The sequence below is a fragment of the Streptomyces sp. WG5 genome (assembly GCF_049974565.1).
In the GTDB taxonomy this organism is placed as follows: Bacteria; Actinomycetota; Actinomycetes; order Streptomycetales; family Streptomycetaceae; genus Streptomyces.
Genome location: NZ_JBNGGC010000044.1, coordinates 1 through 18,996 on the forward strand (window position 1 = coordinate 1; position 18,996 = coordinate 18,996).

The following is an 18,996-nucleotide window of genomic DNA, read 5'->3' on the forward strand; positions in this document are numbered from 1 at the left end:
CCGGTGTGGGTGTTGGGGGGGGGTTGGCGGCCTCTCCCCCCCCGTGGGGGGGGTTTTTTTTTTTTTTTTTTTGGGGGGGGGGGGGGTTTTTTTTTCCCCCCCCCCCCCCCCCCGCTCCAGGTTGGCGCTGCCGGAGGCCCGACGGTCCGTCATACCTCCACGACGACAGGGAGGATCATCGGCCGGCGGCGGTAGGTGTCCGACACCCATTTGCCGAGGGTCCGCCTCACCAGCTGCTGGAGCTGGTGGGGCTCGACGACTCCGTCCTGGGCCGAGCGTTCCAGTACTTCCGTGACCCTGGGGAGCACCGCGGCGAAGGCCGAGTCCTCGATGCCCGAGCCCCGGGCCTGGACGTGCGGACCTCCGGTGATCTTGCCGGTGGACGAGTCGATGACCACGAAGACCGAGATGATGCCCTCGTCGCCGAGGATCTTGCGGTCCTTGAGGGCCGGCTCGCCCACGTCACCGACCGAGAGGCCGTCGACGTAGACGTATCCCGCCTGCACCTTGCCGGAGATCTTCGCCTTCCCCTCGACGAGGTCGACGACGACGCCGTCCTCGGCGATGACGATGCGGTCGTGCGGGACACCGGTGAGGGCGCCCAGCTCGGCGTTGGCACGCAGATGGCGCCATTCGCCGTGGACCGGCATCAGGTTCCTGGGCCGGCAGATGTTGTAGAAGTACAGCAGCTCGCCGGCCGAGGCGTGGCCCGAGACGTGGACCTTGGCGTTGCCCTTGTGGACGACGTTGGCGCCCCAGCGGGTCAGGCCGTTGATCACGCGGTACACCGCGTTCTCGTTGCCCGGGATGAGGGACGAGGCCAGGATCACCGTGTCGCCGTTGACGATGCGGATCTGGTGGTCGCGGTTGGCCATGCGGGACAGGGCGGCCATCGGTTCGCCCTGGGAGCCCGTACAGACCAGGACCACTTCGCTGTCCGGCAGGTCGTCGAGCGTCTTGACGTCCACGACCAGGCCCGGCGGAACCTTCAGATAGCCGAGGTCCCGGGCGATGCCCATGTTGCGGACCATGGAACGGCCGACGAAGGCGACCCTGCGGCCGTACTCGTGCGCCGCGTCCAGGATCTGCTGGATGCGGTGGACGTGGCTGGCGAAGCTCGCCACGATGATCCGCTTGCGGGCGCCGGCGAAGACCTGGCGCAGGACGTTGGAGATGTCGCGCTCGGGCGGGACGAAGCCAGGAACCTCGGCGTTCGTCGAGTCGGAGAGGAGGAGGTCGATGCCCTCCTCGCTCAGCCGCGCGAAGGCGTGCAGGTCCGTGAGGCGGCCGTCCAGCGGAAGCTGGTCCATCTTGAAGTCGCCGGTGTGGACGACCATGCCCGCGGGGGTGCGGATCGCGACGGCCAGGGCGTCCGGGATGGAGTGGTTCACCGCGACGAACTCGCAGTCGAACGGGCCGACGCGCTCGCGGTGCCCCTCCGCCACCTCGAGGGTGTACGGACGGATGCGGTGCTCCTGGAGCTTGGCCTCGATGAGCGCGAGGGTCAGCTTGGAGCCGATCAGCGGGATGTCCGGCTTCTCCCGGAGGAGGAAGGGGACACCGCCGATGTGGTCCTCGTGGCCATGGGTGAGGACGATGCCCTCGATGTCGTCGAGGCGGTCCCGGATGGACGAGAAGTCCGGCAGGATCAGGTCGATTCCGGGCTGCTCCTCCTCGGGGAAGAGCACTCCGCAGTCGACGATCAGCAGACGGCCGCCGTACTCGAAGACCGTCATGTTGCGGCCGATCTCGCCGAGGCCGCCAAGGGGCGTGACCCGCAGGCCACCCTTGGGGAGCGCCGGGGGACGGCCCAGTTCAGGATGCGGATGACTCAAAAGACTCTCCTCACCACACGCGCCACGTACCGGTGGGCACGTGGCGCGCATGACGTTCGTGCAGAAGCAGTTGTCGTATGGGGTGGTGCGGGCACCGGTGGCCCGCGTATTCAGTTGTGAAGTCCGGTCGTGCGGATCGTGCGGTGGTGCGGTCGTGCGAAGTCTGTTGTCAGAGCTGTACCCCGCCCGCGGCAAGATCGATCTTGAGCTGCTCGGTCTCCTCGGGCGTGAGGCCGACCATGGGCGCGCGCAGCGGTCCGGCGGGCAGCCCCAGGAGGGCGAGTGCGGCCTTGGTGGTCATGACGCCCTGGGTGCGGAACATGCCGGTGAAGACCGGGAGCAGCTTCTGGTGGATCTCCAGTGCCTTCTGCACGTCACCCGCGACGTGCGCGTCCACCATGGAGCGCAGTTCGGGGGTGACGACGTGGCCGACGACCGAGACGAAGCCGACCGCGCCCACGGAGAGCAGCGGCAGGTTCAGCATGTCGTCGCCGGAGTACCAGGCGAGGCCGGAGCGGGCGATGGCCCAGCTCGCGCGGCCGAGGTCGCCCTTGGCGTCCTTGTTCGCGACGATCCGCGGGTGCTCCGCGAGGCGGACCAGCGTCTCGGTGTTGATCGGGACGCCGCTGCGGCCGGGGATGTCGTAGAGCATGACCGGCAGCCCGGCGGCGTCGGCGATGGCCGTGAAGTGCTGGTACAGGCCCTCCTGCGGGGGCTTGTTGTAGTACGGCGTGACGAGCAGCAGGCCGTGTGCGCCGGTGCGTTCGGCGGCGCGGGCCAGCTCGATGCTGTGCTGGGTGTTGTTCGTGCCGACTCCGGCGACGACGTGTGCCCGGTCGCCGACGGCCTCCAGGACGGCCCGTACGAGGTCCGCTTTCTCCGCGTCGCTGGTGGTGGGGGACTCGCCGGTGGTGCCGTTGACGATCAGGCCGTCGTTGCCTGCGTCCACCAGGTGGGCGGCGAGCCGCTGCGCGCCGTCGAGGTCGAGTGCGCCGTCCGCCGTGAAGGGCGTGACCATGGCGGTGAGGACCCGCCCGAAGGGGGTCTGCGGAGTCGAGGTCGGAGCCATGGGTTACACGCTACTCGTTGCTCAGGGCGGGGTCTGCCCTCGGGGGAGGCGGCAGGCCGGACAGGAAGTGGAGCCCGGCACTGCCTGCTCGGGGGTTCAAGCAGTGCCGGGTCCCTCTGATCAGGCTAGATGAACTTCTCCAAACGCCGCAATACGGACACTTCGCGCGGCTGATGCGCACATCTGTGCCGTCGGGCAGGCCGGATCGGCTACGGAGCCACCCGGCCGTTCGCGTTGAAGGCCGCGTAGGTGAGCGGCATGAGGCGGGCCCATTCCTCTTCCATCTTCTCGCCGACCATCTCGATCTCCCGCTGCGGGAAGGACGGGACCTTGGCCAGTTCGTGCTGGGTGCGCAGGCCGAGGAAGTGCATCATCGAGCGGGCGTTGCAGGTGGCGTACATCGACGAGTACAGGCCGACGGGGAGCACCGCTCGGGCCACCTCGCGGGCGACGCCGGCGGCGAGCATCTCCTGGTACGTCCGGTAGGCCTGGCGGTAGGAGTCCTCCATCGACCGGCTCACCAGGCCGTGCTGTTCGGCGGTGCCCTCGACGAAGACGTACTTGCCCGGGCGGCCCTGCTGGACCAGCTTGCGGTCCTCGCCCGGCACGTAGAAGACCGGCTGGAGCTCCCGGTAGCGGCCCGACTCCTCGTTGTAGGACCAGCCGACGCGGTGCCGCATGAACTCGCGGAAGACGAAGATCGGGGCGCTGATGAAGAAGGTCATCGAGTTGTGCTCGAACGGGCTGCCGTGCCGGTCCCGCATGAGGTAGTTGATCAGGCCCTTCGAACGCTCCGGGTCCTTCTTCAGCTCGTCCAGGGACTGCTCCCCGACGGTGGAGACACGGGCGGCGAACAGGACGTCGGAGTCGGTCGCGCTGCTCTTGACCAGCTCTACGGTGACGTCACTGCGGAGGTCGATCTCGAAATCGTCGGCGGGGGTGTCGGTCACGGGTGCAGGGCCTTCCCATCTTGTCGTTCGGCGAGGCCACTCTACGGCCCGGCGAACGGGGCGTTCGGCGCCGTGCCACGATGAAATCGGTGAAACAGGGCACCCGAGGGGCTGTTCGTTCGTCTGTATGAGTAACAGCGAAGCATTCATCCCTGAAGGGAGACGCAGCCTCCATGATCCGCCGGCGTGAACCCGTGCCGTTCGCCTTCGTCGCCGAAGCCGACAGGTTCCGCAGCAATGTCACACCCCCACCGCGTGAGCGGGCGTCCTTCGGCCAGCTGGCCGGACGCTGGCTGCTCGGCCTCACCGTCGTCGCCGGAATAGTGGGCTCCCTGGTGATCGGGATGCCCGCCCTGTCGGCCGACCAGCCCGCCCCGCACAAACAGCCGTCGCAGGCCTCCGACCGGCGCTGAGGGCGTCGTGGGGTCATCTCTGACGCCATCCGGACCCCCGATGGTGGTGACCGGGGACACAGGTCGGTAGCCTCACCGGGCACAGCACACGCCATGGAACGAGTGAGGACCAGCCGTGCCCCTGTCCTTCCTGACGGCCGACCGCGCCTTCGACGCCGCCGACGACGTCGCGCTGCCGTATGACGACCGTGACCTCTGGCGCAGGCCCTACCGGCCGGGCCCGTGGCGCGTGGGGGTGGCGGCACTGATGCTGCTGCTCGCGTCATTCGTACTGTTCTCGGCGATCATCATCGCGGCGACGGACTCGCTGTCCTCGGCCGGTGTGGTGTTCGGCGTCGCGATGGTCGTGATCGCCTGCGCCCTGCGGCTGCTCCGCGTGGGGGCGTGGGTGAGCGCCCACGGGGTGCGTCACGTGAGTTTCCTCAGCACGCGCACGGTGGCCTGGCAGCAGGTCGCCGGCGTGCGCACGGTGCAGCAGCCGGTGCGCTGGCTCGGGCTGCCGCGCACGGTGCAGGGGCAGGCGCTGCTCCTCGTCCGCCAGGGCGGGTCCGCGGAGACCGCGCCTCCGCTGCTGACCACGCACAACGCCGACTTCCTCGCCCGGGAGGACGCCTTCGACCGTGCGGCCGACTCCATGGAGGCGTGGGCCGCGGAGTACCGGCGGGGCTGAGCGCCGAGGGCCCCCGGCGTTACCGGTCTGCTCAGACGGTCTCGACGTGTTTCCCGTCGTGCAGGGCGATCGCCCGCTGCATCGCCTTGCGGGCGCGCGGGGTGTCGCGGGCGTCGTGGTAGGCGACGGCGAGGCGGAACCAGCTGCGCCAGTCGCCGGGGGCGTCCTCCGTCTCGGCCTTGCGCAGGGCGAAGACCTCGTCGGCCGAGTCCCGGTCGACGCGACCGCTGGGGGTGCGCTTGAGGTCGTCGACGGGCAGTCCGCCCTCGGCGTCGAGTTCGGCGGCGAGCTGGTTGGCCTTGCGGACGAACTGGGTGTTCTTCCACAGGAACCACACGCCGATCACCGGCAGGATCAACACCGCGACGCCGAAGGTGACGGTGAGGGGTGTGCCGGTGTCGATGAGCATGACACCGCGGCTGCCGACCAGGAGGAAGTAGAAGACCAGGACGGCGGCCGTGACGACGTAGGAGATTTTCGCGCGCATGGGGGTCAGGGACTCGGTTCGCGTGTCGGTTCCGGCCTCAGTCCAGGTCCAGGAAGTGTTCCAGGCCGAAGGTGAGGCCCGGGGTGGCCACCACCCGGCGGGCGCCGAGCAGGATGCCCGGCATGAAGCTGCTGTGGTGCAGGGAGTCGTGCCGGACGGTGAGGGTCTCGCCCTCGCCGCCCAGCAGGACCTCCTGATGGGCCAGCAGGCCGCGCAGCCGGATCGCGTGGACCGGGACACCGTCGACGTTCGCCCCGCGGGCGCCGTCCAGGGCGGTGGCAGTGGCGTCGGGCGCCGGGGCGGCGCCTGCCTTCTGCCGGGCCTCGGCGATCAGCTGGGCGGTGCGGGTGGCGGTGCCGCTGGGGGCGTCGACCTTGTTCGGGTGGTGCAGTTCGACGACCTCGACGGACTCGAAGTACGGGGCGGCGATCTGCGCGAACTTCATGGTCAGCACGGCGCCGATGGAGAAGTTCGGCGCGATGAGAACGCCCGTCCGCGGGGACTTGTCGAGCCACCCGGTCAGCTGCGCGAGACGTTCGTCGGTCCAGCCGGTGGTGCCGACGACGGCGTGGATGCCGTGGCGTACGCAGTAGTCGAGGTTGTCCATCACCGAGGACGGGGTGGTCAGCTCGACGGCGACCTGGGCGCCGGTCTCGGCCAGCGTGTCCAGGCTGTCGTCCCGGCCGAGGGCGGCGACCAGCTCCATGTCCCCGGCGGCCTCGACCGCCCGTACCGCCTCGGAGCCGATCCGGCCCTTGGCGCCGAGGACGGCCACGCGCAGCTTGCTCATGTCACATGCTTCCTTCTCGAAACGGGACCGTCAGGCGACGGCGTCGTGCAGCCGGGACGCCTGCTTGTCCTTCAGCGGGCCGATGACCGACAGCGAGGGCCGCCGTCCCAGGACGTCGCGGGCGACCGCGCGGACGTCGTCCGGCGTGACCGAGGCTATCCGGGCCAGCATGTCGTCGACGGACATCTGCTCGCCCCAGCACAGTTCGCTCTTGCCGATACGGTTCATCAGCGCGCCGGTGTCCTCCAGGCCGAGGACCGTGGAGCCCTGCAGCTGGCCGATCGCGCGGCCGATCTCCTCGTCGGACAGGCCGTGCTCGGCGACGTGGTCGAGCTCGTCCCGGCAGATCCTCAGTACGTCGTGCACCTGGGAGGGCCTGCAGCCCGCGTAGACGCCGAAGAGGCCGCAGTCGGCGAAGCCCGAGGTGTACGAGTACACGCTGTAGGCCAGGCCGCGCTTCTCGCGGACCTCCTGGAAGAGGCGTGAGGACATGCCACCGCCGAGGGCGGTGTTGAGGACGCCCATGGCCCAGCGGCGCTCGTCGGTGCGGGCCAGGCCCGGCATGCCGAGGATGACGTGGGCCTGCTCGGTCTTGCGGCCGATCAGCTCGACTCGGCCTGCGGTGCGGATGGTACGGCTGCCGTCGCGCGGGGCGATGGGCTCGGCCACCGGGTCCCGGAAGGCGCCGGCCTTCTCGAAGGCTGCGCGGACCTGGCGCACGACCTTGTGGTGGTCGACGTTGCCGGCCGCGGCGACCACCAGGTGCGTGGGGTCGTAGTGCTTCTTGTAGAAGCGGCGGATGCGGTCGGCGGTGAGGGCGTTGACCGTGTCGACCGTGCCGAGGACGGGACGGCCCAGCGCGTTGTCGCCGAACATGGTGTGCGCGAACAGGTCGTGCACGCAGTCGCCGGCGTCGTCCTCGGTCATGGCGATCTCTTCGAGGATCGCGCCGCGCTCGACGTCGACGTCCTCCTCCTGGATCAGCGAGCCGGTGAGCATGTCGCAGACCACGTCGATGGCGAGCGGCAGGTCGGTGTCGAGTACGCGTGCGTAGTAGCACGTGTACTCCTTCGCCGTGAACGCGTTCATCTCGCCGCCGACCGCGTCGATGGCGGAGGAGATGTCCAGGGCGCTGCGTTTGCGGGTGCCCTTGAAGAGCAGGTGCTCCAGGTAGTGGGTGGCGCCGTTCAGGGCCGGGGTCTCGTCGCGGGAGCCGACGTGCGCCCAGATGCCGAAGGTCGCCGAGCGGACCGAGGGCAGGGTCTCGGTGACGATGCGCAGGCCGCCCGGGAGGGTGGTCTTGCGGACCGTACCGATGCCGTGCTCGCCCTTGATCAGGGTTTGGGTACGGGCGACGGCCCGCGCCTCCGAGGAGGTGCGGGCCGTCGCCTTGGAGCCACGGGACGTCACTGGTCGGCGTCGTCCTTCTTCTCCTCGGCGCCCTCTTCGCCCTCGACCACGGGGATCAGGGAGAGCTTGCCGCGGGAGTCGATCTCGGCGATCTCGACCTGGACCTTCTGGCCCACACCGAGGACGTCCTCGACGTTCTCCACGCGCTTGCCGCCGGCCAGCTTGCGGATCTGCGAGATGTGCAGCAGACCGTCCTTGCCGGGCAGCAGGGAGACGAACGCGCCGAAGGTCGTCGTCTTCACGACGGTGCCCAGGTAGCGCTCGCCGACCTCGGGCATGGTCGGGTTGGCGATGCCGTTGATCGTGGCGCGGGCGGCCTCGGCCTGCGAGCCCTGGGCAGCACCGATGTAGATGGTGCCGTCGTCCTCGATCGTGATGTCGGCGCCCGTGTCCTCCTGGATCTGGTTGATCATCTTGCCCTTGGGGCCGATGACCTCACCGATCTTGTCGACGGGGATCTTCACGGTGATGATCCGCGGCGCGTTCGGGGACATCTCGTCCGGCGTGTCGATCGCTTCCATCATCACGTCGAGGATGTGGAGGCGGGCGTCACGGGCCTGCTTGAGGGCGGCGGCCAGGACGGAGGCGGGGATGCCGTCCAGCTTGGTGTCGAGCTGGAGGGCGGTCACGAACTCCTTGGTGCCGGCGACCTTGAAGTCCATGTCGCCGAAGGCGTCCTCCGCACCGAGGATGTCGGTGAGGGCGACGTAGTGCGTCTCGCCGTTGATCTCCTGGGAGATCAGGCCCATGGCGATACCGGCGACGGGGGCCTTCAGCGGCACACCGGCGTTCAGCAGCGACATGGTGGAGGCGCAGACCGAGCCCATGGACGTCGAGCCGTTGGAGCCGAGGGCCTCGGACACCTGACGGATCGCGTACGGGAACTCCTCGCGCGTCGGCAGCACCGGCACGATGGCGCGCTCGGCGAGGGCGCCGTGGCCGATCTCGCGGCGCTTCGGGGAGCCGACGCGGCCGGTCTCGCCGACGGAGTACGGCGGGAAGTTGTAGTTGTGCATGTAGCGCTTGCGGGTCACCGGCGAGAGGGTGTCCAGCTGCTGCTCCATGCGGAGCATGTTGAGGGTGGTGACGCCCAGGATCTGGGTCTCGCCACGCTCGAACAGCGCGGAACCGTGGACGCGCGGGATGGCCTCGACCTCGGCGGCCAGGGTGCGGATGTCGGTGACACCGCGGCCGTCGATGCGCTTCTTCTCCTTGATGACACGCTCACGGACCAGGGACTTGGTCAGCGAGCGGTACGCGGCGGAGATCTCCTTCTCGCGGCCCTCGAACTCCGGCAGGAGCTTCTCGGCGGCGAGCGCCTTGACGCGGTCCAGCTCGGCCTCGCGCTCCTGCTTGCCGGCGATGGTGAGCGCCTGGCTGAGCTCGGGGCGGACGGCGGCGCTGAGCGCCTCCAGGATGTCGTCCTGGTAGTCCAGGAAGATCGGGAACTCGCCGGTCGGCTTGGCGGCCTTGGCGGCGAGGTCGGCCTGGGCGCGGCACAGCACCTTGATGAAGGGCTTCGCGGCCTCCAGACCGGCGGCGACGACCTCCTCGGTGGGCGCCTCGGCGCCGCCCTCGACCAGCTTGACGGTCTTCTCGGTGGCCTCGGCCTCGACCATCATGATCGCGACGTCGCCGTCCTCCAGGGCGCGGCCCGCGACGACCATGTCGAAGACGGCGTCCTCGAGCTCGGTGTGCGTCGGGAAGGCCACCCACTGGCCGCGGATCAGCGCGACGCGGACGCCGCCGATCGGGCCGGAGAAGGGCAGACCGGCCAGCTGCGTGGACGCGGAGGCGGCGTTGATCGCCACGACGTCGTACAGGTGGTCGGGGTTGAGGGCCATGATCGTGGCGACGACCTGGATCTCGTTGCGCAGGCCCTTCTTGAAGGACGGGCGCAGCGGGCGGTCGATCAGGCGGCAGGTGAGGACGGCGTCCTCGGACGGCCGGCCCTCACGGCGGAAGAAGCTGCCGGGGATCTTGCCGGCGGCGTACATCCGCTCCTCGACGTCCACCGTGAGGGGGAAGAAGTCGAGCTGGTCCTTGGGGTTCTTGGAGGCGCTGGTGGCCGACAGCACCATGGTGTCGTCGTCCAGGTACGCCACGGCGGAACCGGCGGCCTGACGGGCCAGGCGGCCCGTCTCGAAGCGGATGGTGCGGGTGCCGAACGCGCCGTTGTCGATCACGGCCTCGGCGTAGTGGGTCTCGTTCTCCACTAGTGTTTTCTCCGTTGCTTGTCGTCTTTCGTCCCTCCTCGCCCGTGTGGCGGGGGGACGGTGGCGGAGAAGCGCTCCGTGCAATGCGGGCCGGTCTTCGATCGAAGCACCCGGGTTCTGCACCCGGGGGCCACTACCGAGGACCGGCGGCGGCGAGGCACGCTCCTCCTCGTTTCGTTCGTCGTGTGCGTCGTACGTCGTGCGTCTTGTGTTCTGTTACCACACTACAAAGCGGTGGCGACAGTGCGCACGTACAGCAAAGGGAGCGGCCCCCGAACGATGGGAACCGCTCCCTTCACGGCGTCTTACTTGGCGCCCGCCGCACCGCGGCGGATGCCGAGGCGCTCGACCAGCGCGCGGAAGCGCTGGATGTCCTTCTTGGCGAGGTACTGCAGCAGCCGGCGACGCTGGCCGACCAGGATCAGCAGACCACGACGGGAGTGGTGGTCGTGCTTGTGGGTCTTGAGGTGCTCGGTCAGGTCGGAGATCCGACGGGACAGCAGAGCGACCTGGACCTCGGGGGAGCCGGTGTCGCCCTCCTTGGTACCGAACTCGGTGATGATCTGCTTCTTCACTGCGGCGTCGAGCGACACGCGTACTCCTCTTGGTCTGTGAGTGCCCACCGAGTGCCCCCGGTCTACGTCTCGGGGGATCTTCCGTGACTCGGAAGGCGAGGATCCGCTGGGCGCGCCCTCCGGGGCTCCTGGCTCCAGGGATGCGTACACAAGCGGCCGTCACACAGCGTACCAGCCTGGCGGGGCCGCCCTTCCCGCGGCCCGGGAGGGTTCGATCCGGGCCTGCCCGGGCCGCGGAGAGGGCGGTCAGCCGGTCGCCGCTCATCCGCGGAGGGTGCGTCTCGTCGCCGACGGGAGCGCCGGTCTCCCCCGCGGGCCGACCGGTGGACAGGCCGAGAGAGCGGACAGGCCGAGAGAGACGACGGTTCCTCCTCCGGTGGAGCCCCTCGTCGCCGACGACGATCATGCCGCGTCTCCCTGCCACGGAGCCGAAGGCCCGGTCGCGGTCGAGCACCTGCCCGAGGGGGTGTGGCTGCCGGGCGGTCCCGGACGTCCCTGCCGAGGCGGACATCCTCGGCCCGCCGCCGAGGTCCCGCGAAGTCGTCCGGCGCGGACCCTGGCGCGCGTCTGCGGAGGGGGCGCGGGGGAGGGTGCGGGGCCGAGACTCACGGCGGGGCCTTCCGGCCCGGAAGAGTGGAGATGTCAAGAAGTCGACGAGGGCCGTCACTCGTGCCGGGTACGCACATCGGTGAACCGCTGACCAGGAAGAACGGCAACAAGTAGGGTAGCCGCACAGTTCGTTGGGACAGCAGGAAGGACCGAAGCCGCGATGGCCGACGCCGAGGACAGGGAACTCCGAGCGCGCAAGGAGCGGGAGAGGGACGAGCTCTACTCCCTCGACATCTCCGGCGTCGAATGGCACAGCGCGCCCGGCACCGAAGAGCACGAGGAACGGGTCGAGATCGCCTATCTCCCCGAGGGCGCCGTGGCCATGAGGTCGTCGCTCGACCCGGACACCGTGCTGCGCTACACGGAGGCGGAGTGGCGGGCGTTCGTGCTCGGTGCCCGGGACGGCGAGTTCGATCTGGAGCCGGCGCAGCAGGGGGACGTGTCCGGCCCGGAGTGATGCCGGGCCGGAGCCGGGTCCGTCATGGCTTCTCAGCCGCGCTGCCGATGCCGAGAACCAGGTACACCCACTTGTCCCCGCCGTCGCCGGGCCCGATCGCGGCCCGGGCGCCGAAGAAGATCCGACCGTTCTGGACGACGACGTCGTTGACGTCCGGAGTCGTGAGCGTATTGGCCTCGCTCGGGACATCGAAGTAGAAGTACGGCGTCTCCTTACCCGTACCGGGGTCCAGGCTGACCAGCGCGTTCGGTGCCACGTGGTCGTTGCTGAGGCGCAGGGCGAGGAGCTGGTCGCCGCTCATGCGCAAGGGATAGAGCAGTGAGCCGGGGCCGGAGTCGAATTTCGTCGTGGTGTTGCCGGTCGCCAGGTCGAAGCCGATGACCCAGTTGGAGATCTGCTTCTCCTGCTGGTCCTCGCTGCGCAGGAAGGCCTGGCCCGCGCCGACGGCGATGGTCGGACAGTAGTCGATGACGAGGTAGTCGCCGTCGAAGCATTCGCCGACGTAGGTGCCGTTGCCCAGGCTGAGTGTGGCCCGGTGCTTTCCCTCGCCGTCCAGGGAGAGGAGTTCGGTGAGCCCGATCTCGCCGGACGACACGGCGACGACGGCCGGGTCCGTGGACGGCACGCTGAGAGTGCGGATCCCCTTGGGCGCCGAGTACGACCAGAGCGTCCGCCCCGTGGCGGGGTCCACCTCGCGCACCTTGAACGTGTTCCGCTGCCAGTACGCGTCGACCGGGGTTTCGTCGGCGCTCAAGCACTGCTCACGGATGACGAGTGCGCGTCCGCCGGCGGCACCCATGTCCTGGCAGCGGCCTGCGACCGTCGTGTTCCACCGTTTCGTTCCCCGGTCCATGTCGTAGGCGACGGTGCCGCCACCCCAGGTCACGGCGACCGTGCCGTGGGTCAGGGTCACGCTCGGCCGGTCCTGGGTGTCGGCGCTGTCCGGGGTGTCCTGTGAGGGACCCGCCGCGGACACGGGGAAGTCGTGTGCCCAGACCTGGTGGCCGTCGTCGAGGTCGAGGAAGGCGACGTGGTTGCAGTAGGCGTCTTCCTGGTCGTTCTCCCGGAAGAGGACGGCCGTACGGTTGTCACCGGTCACGTGGCGGGTGTAACCGCAGATCGGGCCGCCCAGGCGGGTCTTCCACGCCTCGTCGCCCACATCGGCGTCGGTGCCGATGCGGAAGCCGGCGACCGTCCGTTTGATGCCTTTGGCAAGGATCTTGTCGGTGGCCCACATGCCTGGCATCTCGTTGTGCTCGCCGGGGTTCATGTCGTCCAGGGAGAACCGGAAGGCCATCTCGCCGAGGGTGCTCGCGGGCCGCTCCTCGACTGTTTCGCGGACGTCGAGCCGCCCTTGGGCCTGCGTGGGTCGTGCTTTGTCGGAGCCGTGGTCCGCCACGCCTCCACCGCCCCACAGCAGCCAGCCGCCCGTCCCCAGAGCCGCCACCAGGACGACTGCGAGCACGCCCAGCAGCACTGTGCGTGGAGTGCCCTCGCGCCTCGGTGAGGGCGGAGCAGACGGGTTGGTCTCAGGTTGCATGGGAGGGGGTGGACCGAAACTCACCGGGGTGCCTTTCCGCCGGGTTGGAACGGGAGCCGCCGTGCCGGACCGACCTGACCGGCCGCCACACTCGGCAGGACGCGGACCGGCCGGCCGGTCGTCACGGTGCCGCGGGATGGTGAGCCCGATCAGCCGGTCATCGACCGCACCGAGGCGTACACGTCGAAGACCGCGAGGGCCAGGGGCACCAGGGTCAGGAGGACGAACCCCTCCGCGATCTCCAGGAAGCGGCCCCAGAAGGGCGTGAGTCCGCTGCGCGAGGCCACCAGGCCGATGCCGGTGATCAGCGCCGCCGCCACCGCGATGGCCGCGACCAGCCAGACCGTACGGATGTCCAGGTCGGTCCGGTCCCCTGCCAGCGCCTCACGGACCATGGCGTTCGGCGGGTTGAGCGCCAGGCCGAGACCCAGGGCGACCAGCGAGCCGAGACCCGCGGCCACGACGGTGGAGACCTGCGCGGTGTAGCGGAACAGCTGTGCGCGCATGAGCAGGGCGATGCCGGTGGCCAGCGCCAGTAGCTGCGCCCAGAGGCCGTCGGAGAAGCCGAGCACGAGGGCGGAGCCGAGCGCGAGCAGCGAGCAGCCACCGACCAGGCCGACGAGGAGTTCGTGACCACGGCGGGCCTGGGCCTCGATCCGCCCGGCGTCGACCGGTTCGTGCGGCTCGGGGTCGGTTCCGTAGCTGCGCGAGGTGGTGTCGGGCGCCTCGAAGCCGATGGGCAGCCGTGCGAAGCGCATGGACATCCCCGGCAGGAAGGCCAGGGCACCGACTGCGACGGGGGCGCACGCAGCAGCGATCTCGGCCGGCGTCCAGTCCCGCAGAAGCGCCACGAAAGTGGCGATCAGAGCGAGCGCCGAGGCAGTGACGAAGGCGACGAACGGGCCGTCACCACGAGGGGAGCACAGGGCGAGGATCACCGAGGCCACCAGAACGGCCGCGCAGGCGAGCAGGAACTGGAGCTTGCCGACGCCCTGACCCTCGGAGAGCGACAGCAGGCCGGAGCCCGCCACGCCCAGGTTGGACAAGGCGCCCAGACCCAGTGCGATGGCCCCGGCCCGGTCGTCGTAGACACGGGCACGGACGCAGCCGAGGACGAGGAGGAGGACCCCGGCAACGCCCGCGAGGATGCCGGGCAGACCGTGCATGTCGTGCCTAGGGTCGGCGTTCCAGGCGACGAACGCGAGCAGGGCGGGCAGCACGCCACCGCCGACGAGGCCCGCGGCGCGCGTGAGGTCGCCGTGCCACAGGGAGCGGTCGTGCGTCACCGCGGAGGCCACGGCCTCCGACACGTCGTCGAAGACGGCGGGGGGAAGCGACTCGGAGAAAGGACGAAGGGTGAGGAGCTCGCCGTCGAGGATGCGCTGCGCCGCGAAGGACCGGGAACTGTCCAGGACGGTGCCGTCCCGGCGGACGAGGTGGTAGCCGACCGGGGCCCCCTCCGCTGCCGTCTGCCGCGAGAGCCGGAGGATTTCGGGGTAGACGTCGGCGACCGGTACGTCGTCGGGCAGCGCCACATCGATCCGGCTGTCGGGTGCGACGATGGTGACCCGGCAGAAGCCGAGGCCCGTCGACGCCCCGGAAGGGGCTGCCTGACCCGGTCCGCCCGGGTCGCTGGCCGCCGTGGAGGCCGTCATGCTCACCTGCTGCTCCCCCTCAGTGCTGTGTCCGTGGTGTGAAGGTCCTGCGCCCCTCCCCTCGGTGTTCACCGCGGATCGGAGCCGTCCGGAACGTACGGGAGAAGCACGGCCGGCCCCTGAGCCGCCGTACCGCGCCACACCGCACGGAATGCCCCATACACCCGGTCAGTTCGCGTGTGCTCACGCGAACATCCGGCACCCTACCGTCCACCGGCGTGTGATGAGATCAGTAGGATCGCGCGGCGGCCCTCGTCCGCCTGACACGGGGTGGCGGACGGAAATCCGGCGGGCCGGCAAGGGGATTGGTGCGTAGTGAGCCAGATCGTCGTGAAGCGTCCGCCGAGAGCGCTGCCGCCGGGGGTTCCCGCGGGCGACGTCGTCGTGCAGCCGCCTCCCGAAATGCCCCGCGGGCAGCAGGAAAGCGTGCTCATGCAGTTGCTGCCGACGCTCGGCATGGGCGGTTCGGTGGTCTTCTTCTTCACCAGCGGGCAGCCGTTCATGCGCATCATGGGCATGGTGATGATCGCGTCGACGATCGCCATGTCGATCGCGATGGTGGTCCGCTTCCGTCGTGGCACCCAGGGTCAGCTCGCCGATCTGCGCCGCGACTACCTGAGTTACCTCTCACAGACCCGTCGGACCACCCTGGAGACCGCGAAGTCACAGCGTGACGCCCAGTACTACCTCCACCCTGCCCCGGAGCAGTTGTGGGCGTTGGTCGCCGAGGGCAGCCGGGTATGGGAACGACGGCCTGGCGACGAGGACTTCGCCCAGGTCCGCATCGGTCTCGGTGCGCAGTCGCTGGCCACTCCGCTGATCGCTCCCGAGACGGGCCCGGTCGACCAGCTGGAGCCGCTGACGGCAGGCGCGATGCAGCGCTTCGTCGCGACCCACAGCACCTTGGACGACCTGCCGATGGCGGTCTCCCTGCGCGCCTTCTACCACGTGACACTCGGTGGGGAACCGGACTCCGTACGCTCCACCGCCCGTGCTCTGACCGGTTCGCTGGCGTCCCTGCACTCCCCCGAGGACCTGATCGTCGCGGTCGCGGCGAGCCGGGAGTCGGCCCACCACTGGGAGTGGGCCAAGTGGCTGCCGCACGCGCAGCTGCCGGGTGTCGCGGACGGCGCCGGCTCCCGCCGGCTGATCAGTGGCGACGCCCGTGAGCTCGAGGACCTCCTGACGGCGCGGCTGACCGGGCGTCCCCGCTTCCATCCGAACGCCGCGCCCCTGCCGGAGACTCCGCACATCGTCGTCGTCCTCGACGGCGTCTCGCTTCCTCCGGATTCCATGCTGGCGAACCCCGAAGGCCTGCAGGGGGTGACAGTCGTCGAGTTGACCGAGGGCGAGCCGACCGGTGTGCACGGTGACCTCTCCGTCCTCGTGCAGCCCCGTTCACTGCGCCTGGAGTCGGCGCACGGTGTCGTCTACGAGGGAACGCCCGACGTCCTGTCGTACGAGTCCGTGGAGGCGCTGGCCCGGCAGTTGGCCCCGCTGCGGATGGCTTCGGGCGGAGACGACGACGAGCCGCTGCTGGCGAACCTGGAGTTCACGGACCTGCTGAACCTGGGCGACGCCGCCTCCGTCGACACCCGGCGTACCTGGCGGCCGCGGTCCCAGGCCGAACGGCTGCGGGTACCGATCGGCGTCGGTGAGGACGGCCGCCCGGTGATGCTCGACATCAAGGAGGCGGCGCAGGAGGGCATGGGCCCGCACGGCCTGTGCGTGGGCGCCACGGGTTCCGGCAAGTCGGAACTGCTGCGCACGCTGGTGCTGGGGCTCGCCGTCACCCACTCCTCCGAGACCCTGAACTTCGTCCTGGCGGACTTCAAGGGCGGTGCGACCTTCGCGGGTATGGCACAGATGCCGCACGTGGCGGCCGTGATCACCAACCTGGCGGACGATCTCACCCTCGTCGACCGCATGGGCGACTCCATCCGTGGCGAACTCAACCGCCGCCAGGAGATGCTGCGCGACGCGGGCAACTACGCCAACATCCACGACTACGAGAAGGCCCGCGCGGCGGGCGCGCCGCTCCAGCCCATTCCCTCGCTGCTGCTGGTCATCGACGAGTTCAGCGAACTGCTGACCGCGAAACCCGACTTCATCGACATGTTCGTGCAGATCGGCCGCATCGGCCGGTCGCTGGGCGTACATCTGCTGCTGGCCTCACAGCGCCTGGAGGAGGGCCGGCTGCGCGGCCTGGAGACGTACCTCTCGTACCGCATCGGTCTGCGCACCTTCTCCGCAGCCGAGTCCCGGGCGGCGCTGGGCGTGCCGGACGCCTACGAGCTGCCGAACGTACCCGGCTCCGGCTTCCTGAAGTACGGCACCGACGAGATGGTCCGCTTCAAGGCGGCGTACGTCTCCGGCGTCCACCGTTCGGGCGCGCCCAGGGCCGGGACCGGAGACGGCCTGCTGCCGCTGGACCGACGGCCGGTGCTGTTCACGGCGGCCCAGGTGCCGGTGCGGTACGTGCCGGTGCCCCGGCAGGGAGAGGGCGCGGCGGGCGGGGCCGGCGAGGTGGACGACGCGTTGGCGGACACCGTGCTGGACGTCGTCGTGCGCCGGCTGGAGGCGCAGGGCCCGGCGGCCCACCAGGTGTGGCTGCCGCCGCTGGACAGCCCGCCGTCGCTGGACGCGCTGCTTCCCGGGCTCACCGCCGTGGAGGGCCGGGGCCTGACCCAGCCCGGGTACGAGGGGGCCGGCCGGCTCGTGGTGCCCGTCGGCATCGTCGACAAGCCGTACGAGCAGCGCCGGGACCCGCTGTGGGTGGACTTCTCCGGAGCCGCGGGCCACATGCAGGTCCTCGGCGGTCCGCAGTCCGGCAAGTCGACCCTGCTGCGCTCGCTGATCAGCTCCTTCGCGCTCACGCACACACCCCACGAAGTGCAGGTCTACGGGCTCGACTTCGGCGGTGGCGGCATGGCCGCGGTGGCCGGGCTGCCGCACGTGGGCGGCATCGCCTCACGCCTGGACCCGGAGAAGGTGCGGCGTACGGTCGCGGAGGTCTACGGCATCCTGACCCGCCGCGAGGAGTACTTCCGGTCCTCGGGCATCTCCTCGATCGCCGAGTTCCGGTCGCGGCGCGCCCGTGGTGACATCTCGGTCACCGATCAGCCCTGGGGCGACGTCTTCCTGGTGATCGACGGCTGGGCCAACTTCCGCACCGAGTACGAGGCACTCGATCAGGTGATCCACGACATCGCCGCCCGCGGTCTCGGCTACGGCGTCCATCTGGTGCTCTCCGCCTCACGCTCGATGGAGGTGCGGTCCGCCCTCAAGGACAACCTGCTGAACCGCCTGGAGCTGCGGCTCGGCGACACGATGGACTCCGAGCTGGACCGCAAGGTGGCCGCGAACGTCCCCACCGGGGTGCCCGGGCGCGGCCTGGCTCCCCAGAAACTGCACTTCATGGGGGCGGTGCCGCGCATCGACGGCCTGACCTCCGACACGGACCTCGCGGAGGCCACCGCGGCGCTGGCGTCCGAGGTGGCCCGGTACTGGCAGGCACCGGGCGCGCCCGAGGTCCGGCTGCTGCCGCGCGAGCTCCCGGCGGAGCAGCTGCCTCGCGGCAACCGTTTCCCGAGGCGCGGCGTCGCCTTCGCGCTCGACGAGGACAACCTGGAGCCCGTCTTCGTCGATTTCGAACAGGATCCCTTCTTCCTCATCTTCGGCGACAGCGAGTCCGGCAAGTCGAATCTGCTTCGGCTGCTGATCAAGCAGTTGACGACGCGCTACTCCGGTGACGAGTGCAAGCTGTTCGTCGTGGACAACCGGCGCTCCCTGCTGGGCGTCACCCCGGACACCCACCTCGCCGAGTACATTCCGATGTCCAACGCCATGGAACACCACATGGAGGCGCTGGCCGACCTGATGAGGCGTCGCACTCCCAGCGCTGACGTGACCGCCCAGCAACTCCGGGAGCGCAGCTGGTGGCAGGGGCCGACGGTGTACGTGGTCATCGACGACTTCGACCTGGTCGCCACGTCGAGCGGCAACCCGCTCAGCGGCTTGACGGAGCTGCTGCCGTTCGCCCGCGACGTGGGTGTGCGCTTCATCATCGCGCGCTCCACCGCCGGCGCCAGCCGTGCCTCCTACGAGGCCTTCATGCAGCGCATCAAGGAGCTGGGCGCCCAGGGTGTCGTCCTGGCGGGCGACCCGGCCGAGGGTGACGTCCTGGGCGGCGTACGGCCGCGGCCGATGCCCGCGGGACGTGGCGTGTTCGTCTCCCGGCGGCGGGGGCGGCCGTTGGTGCAGACGGGGATCGTGGCGGAGGAGGGGTTCTGACGGCCGACTGCGGTGGGCACTGACGGG

At 70.0% G+C, this 18,996-nt stretch carries 14 protein-coding genes; 4 read left to right on the top strand and 10 right to left on the bottom strand.

Annotated elements, in window-relative coordinates:
- Positions 1-149 precede the first annotated feature (149 nt).
- The 3 genes from ACP4IX_RS32375 to thyX all read right to left on the bottom strand — a co-directional run bounded on the left by ACP4IX_RS32375 (position 150) and on the right by thyX (position 3,854).
- The gene (locus tag ACP4IX_RS32375; protein WP_426525379.1) at positions 150-1,835 is read right to left on the bottom strand and encodes a ribonuclease J; all 1,686 of its coding nucleotides are present in this window, start codon (positions 1,833-1,835) and stop codon (positions 150-152) included.
- A 169-nt stretch (positions 1,836-2,004) separates the two neighbouring features.
- A complete protein-coding gene (dapA, locus tag ACP4IX_RS32380) occupies positions 2,005-2,904 on the bottom strand; it encodes a 4-hydroxy-tetrahydrodipicolinate synthase (protein WP_426525377.1) in 900 nt (299 codons plus the stop codon).
- A 209-nt stretch (positions 2,905-3,113) separates the two neighbouring features.
- A complete protein-coding gene (gene thyX, locus ACP4IX_RS32385; protein ID WP_426525375.1) occupies positions 3,114-3,854 on the bottom strand; it encodes an FAD-dependent thymidylate synthase in 741 nt (246 codons plus the stop codon).
- A gap of 173 nt (positions 3,855-4,027) precedes the next feature.
- Between thyX and ACP4IX_RS32390 the strand changes: the two genes are divergently transcribed.
- Both ACP4IX_RS32390 and ACP4IX_RS32395 read left to right on the top strand, forming a co-directional pair.
- Positions 4,028-4,267: a hypothetical protein gene (locus tag ACP4IX_RS32390; protein ID WP_426558090.1), complete on the top strand. Its 240-nt coding sequence runs from the start codon at positions 4,028-4,030 to the stop codon at positions 4,265-4,267.
- A 115-nt stretch (positions 4,268-4,382) separates the two neighbouring features.
- Positions 4,383-4,937 carry a hypothetical protein gene (locus ACP4IX_RS32395; RefSeq protein WP_426525371.1) on the top strand — a complete coding sequence of 185 codons (555 nt, stop codon included), beginning with the start codon at positions 4,383-4,385 and terminating at the stop codon, positions 4,935-4,937.
- A 31-nt stretch (positions 4,938-4,968) separates the two neighbouring features.
- On the opposite strand, the gene ACP4IX_RS32400 is transcribed toward ACP4IX_RS32395, so the two are convergent.
- The 5 genes from ACP4IX_RS32400 to rpsO all read right to left on the bottom strand — a co-directional run bounded on the left by ACP4IX_RS32400 (position 4,969) and on the right by rpsO (position 10,433).
- Positions 4,969-5,424: a hypothetical protein gene (locus ACP4IX_RS32400; protein ID WP_426525369.1), complete on the bottom strand. Its 456-nt coding sequence runs from the start codon at positions 5,422-5,424 to the stop codon at positions 4,969-4,971.
- A gap of 37 nt (positions 5,425-5,461) precedes the next feature.
- Positions 5,462-6,214 carry a 4-hydroxy-tetrahydrodipicolinate reductase gene (gene dapB, locus ACP4IX_RS32405; protein ID WP_426525367.1) on the bottom strand — a complete coding sequence of 251 codons (753 nt, stop codon included), beginning with the start codon at positions 6,212-6,214 and terminating at the stop codon, positions 5,462-5,464.
- Positions 6,215-6,244: 30 nt separating this feature from the next.
- Entirely contained in the window at positions 6,245-7,624 is a 1,380-nt protein-coding gene (locus ACP4IX_RS32410; protein ID WP_426525365.1) for a M16 family metallopeptidase, read from the bottom strand.
- Positions 7,621-9,840 (bottom strand): polyribonucleotide nucleotidyltransferase, encoded by a 2,220-nt coding sequence (locus ACP4IX_RS32415; protein WP_426525363.1) that lies wholly within the window; start codon positions 9,838-9,840, stop codon positions 7,621-7,623. The genes ACP4IX_RS32410 and ACP4IX_RS32415 overlap by 4 nt, the downstream gene beginning before the upstream one ends.
- 305 nt (positions 9,841-10,145) lie before the next feature.
- Complete coding sequence (gene rpsO / locus ACP4IX_RS32420; protein WP_019330982.1) at positions 10,146-10,433, bottom strand: 30S ribosomal protein S15; 288 nt, start codon at positions 10,431-10,433, stop codon at positions 10,146-10,148.
- A gap of 751 nt (positions 10,434-11,184) precedes the next feature.
- On the opposite strand from rpsO, the gene ACP4IX_RS32425 reads away from it, so the two are divergent.
- Positions 11,185-11,481 (top strand): DUF397 domain-containing protein, encoded by a 297-nt coding sequence (locus ACP4IX_RS32425; RefSeq protein WP_426525361.1) that lies wholly within the window; start codon positions 11,185-11,187, stop codon positions 11,479-11,481.
- Positions 11,482-11,503: 22 nt separating this feature from the next.
- On the opposite strand, the gene ACP4IX_RS32430 is transcribed toward ACP4IX_RS32425, so the two are convergent.
- Both ACP4IX_RS32430 and eccD read right to left on the bottom strand, forming a co-directional pair.
- Entirely contained in the window at positions 11,504-12,946 is a 1,443-nt protein-coding gene (locus ACP4IX_RS32430) for a PQQ-binding-like beta-propeller repeat protein (RefSeq protein WP_426558092.1), read from the bottom strand.
- Between the two features lie 224 nt (positions 12,947-13,170).
- A complete protein-coding gene (eccD, locus tag ACP4IX_RS32435; RefSeq protein WP_426525381.1) occupies positions 13,171-14,676 on the bottom strand; it encodes a type VII secretion integral membrane protein EccD in 1,506 nt (501 codons plus the stop codon).
- A gap of 315 nt (positions 14,677-14,991) precedes the next feature.
- On the opposite strand from eccD, the gene eccCa reads away from it, so the two are divergent.
- Positions 14,992-18,969, top strand: coding sequence for a type VII secretion protein EccCa (eccCa, locus tag ACP4IX_RS32440; protein ID WP_426558094.1), 3,978 nt, complete (start codon positions 14,992-14,994; stop codon positions 18,967-18,969).
- Positions 18,970-18,996 lie beyond the last annotated feature (27 nt).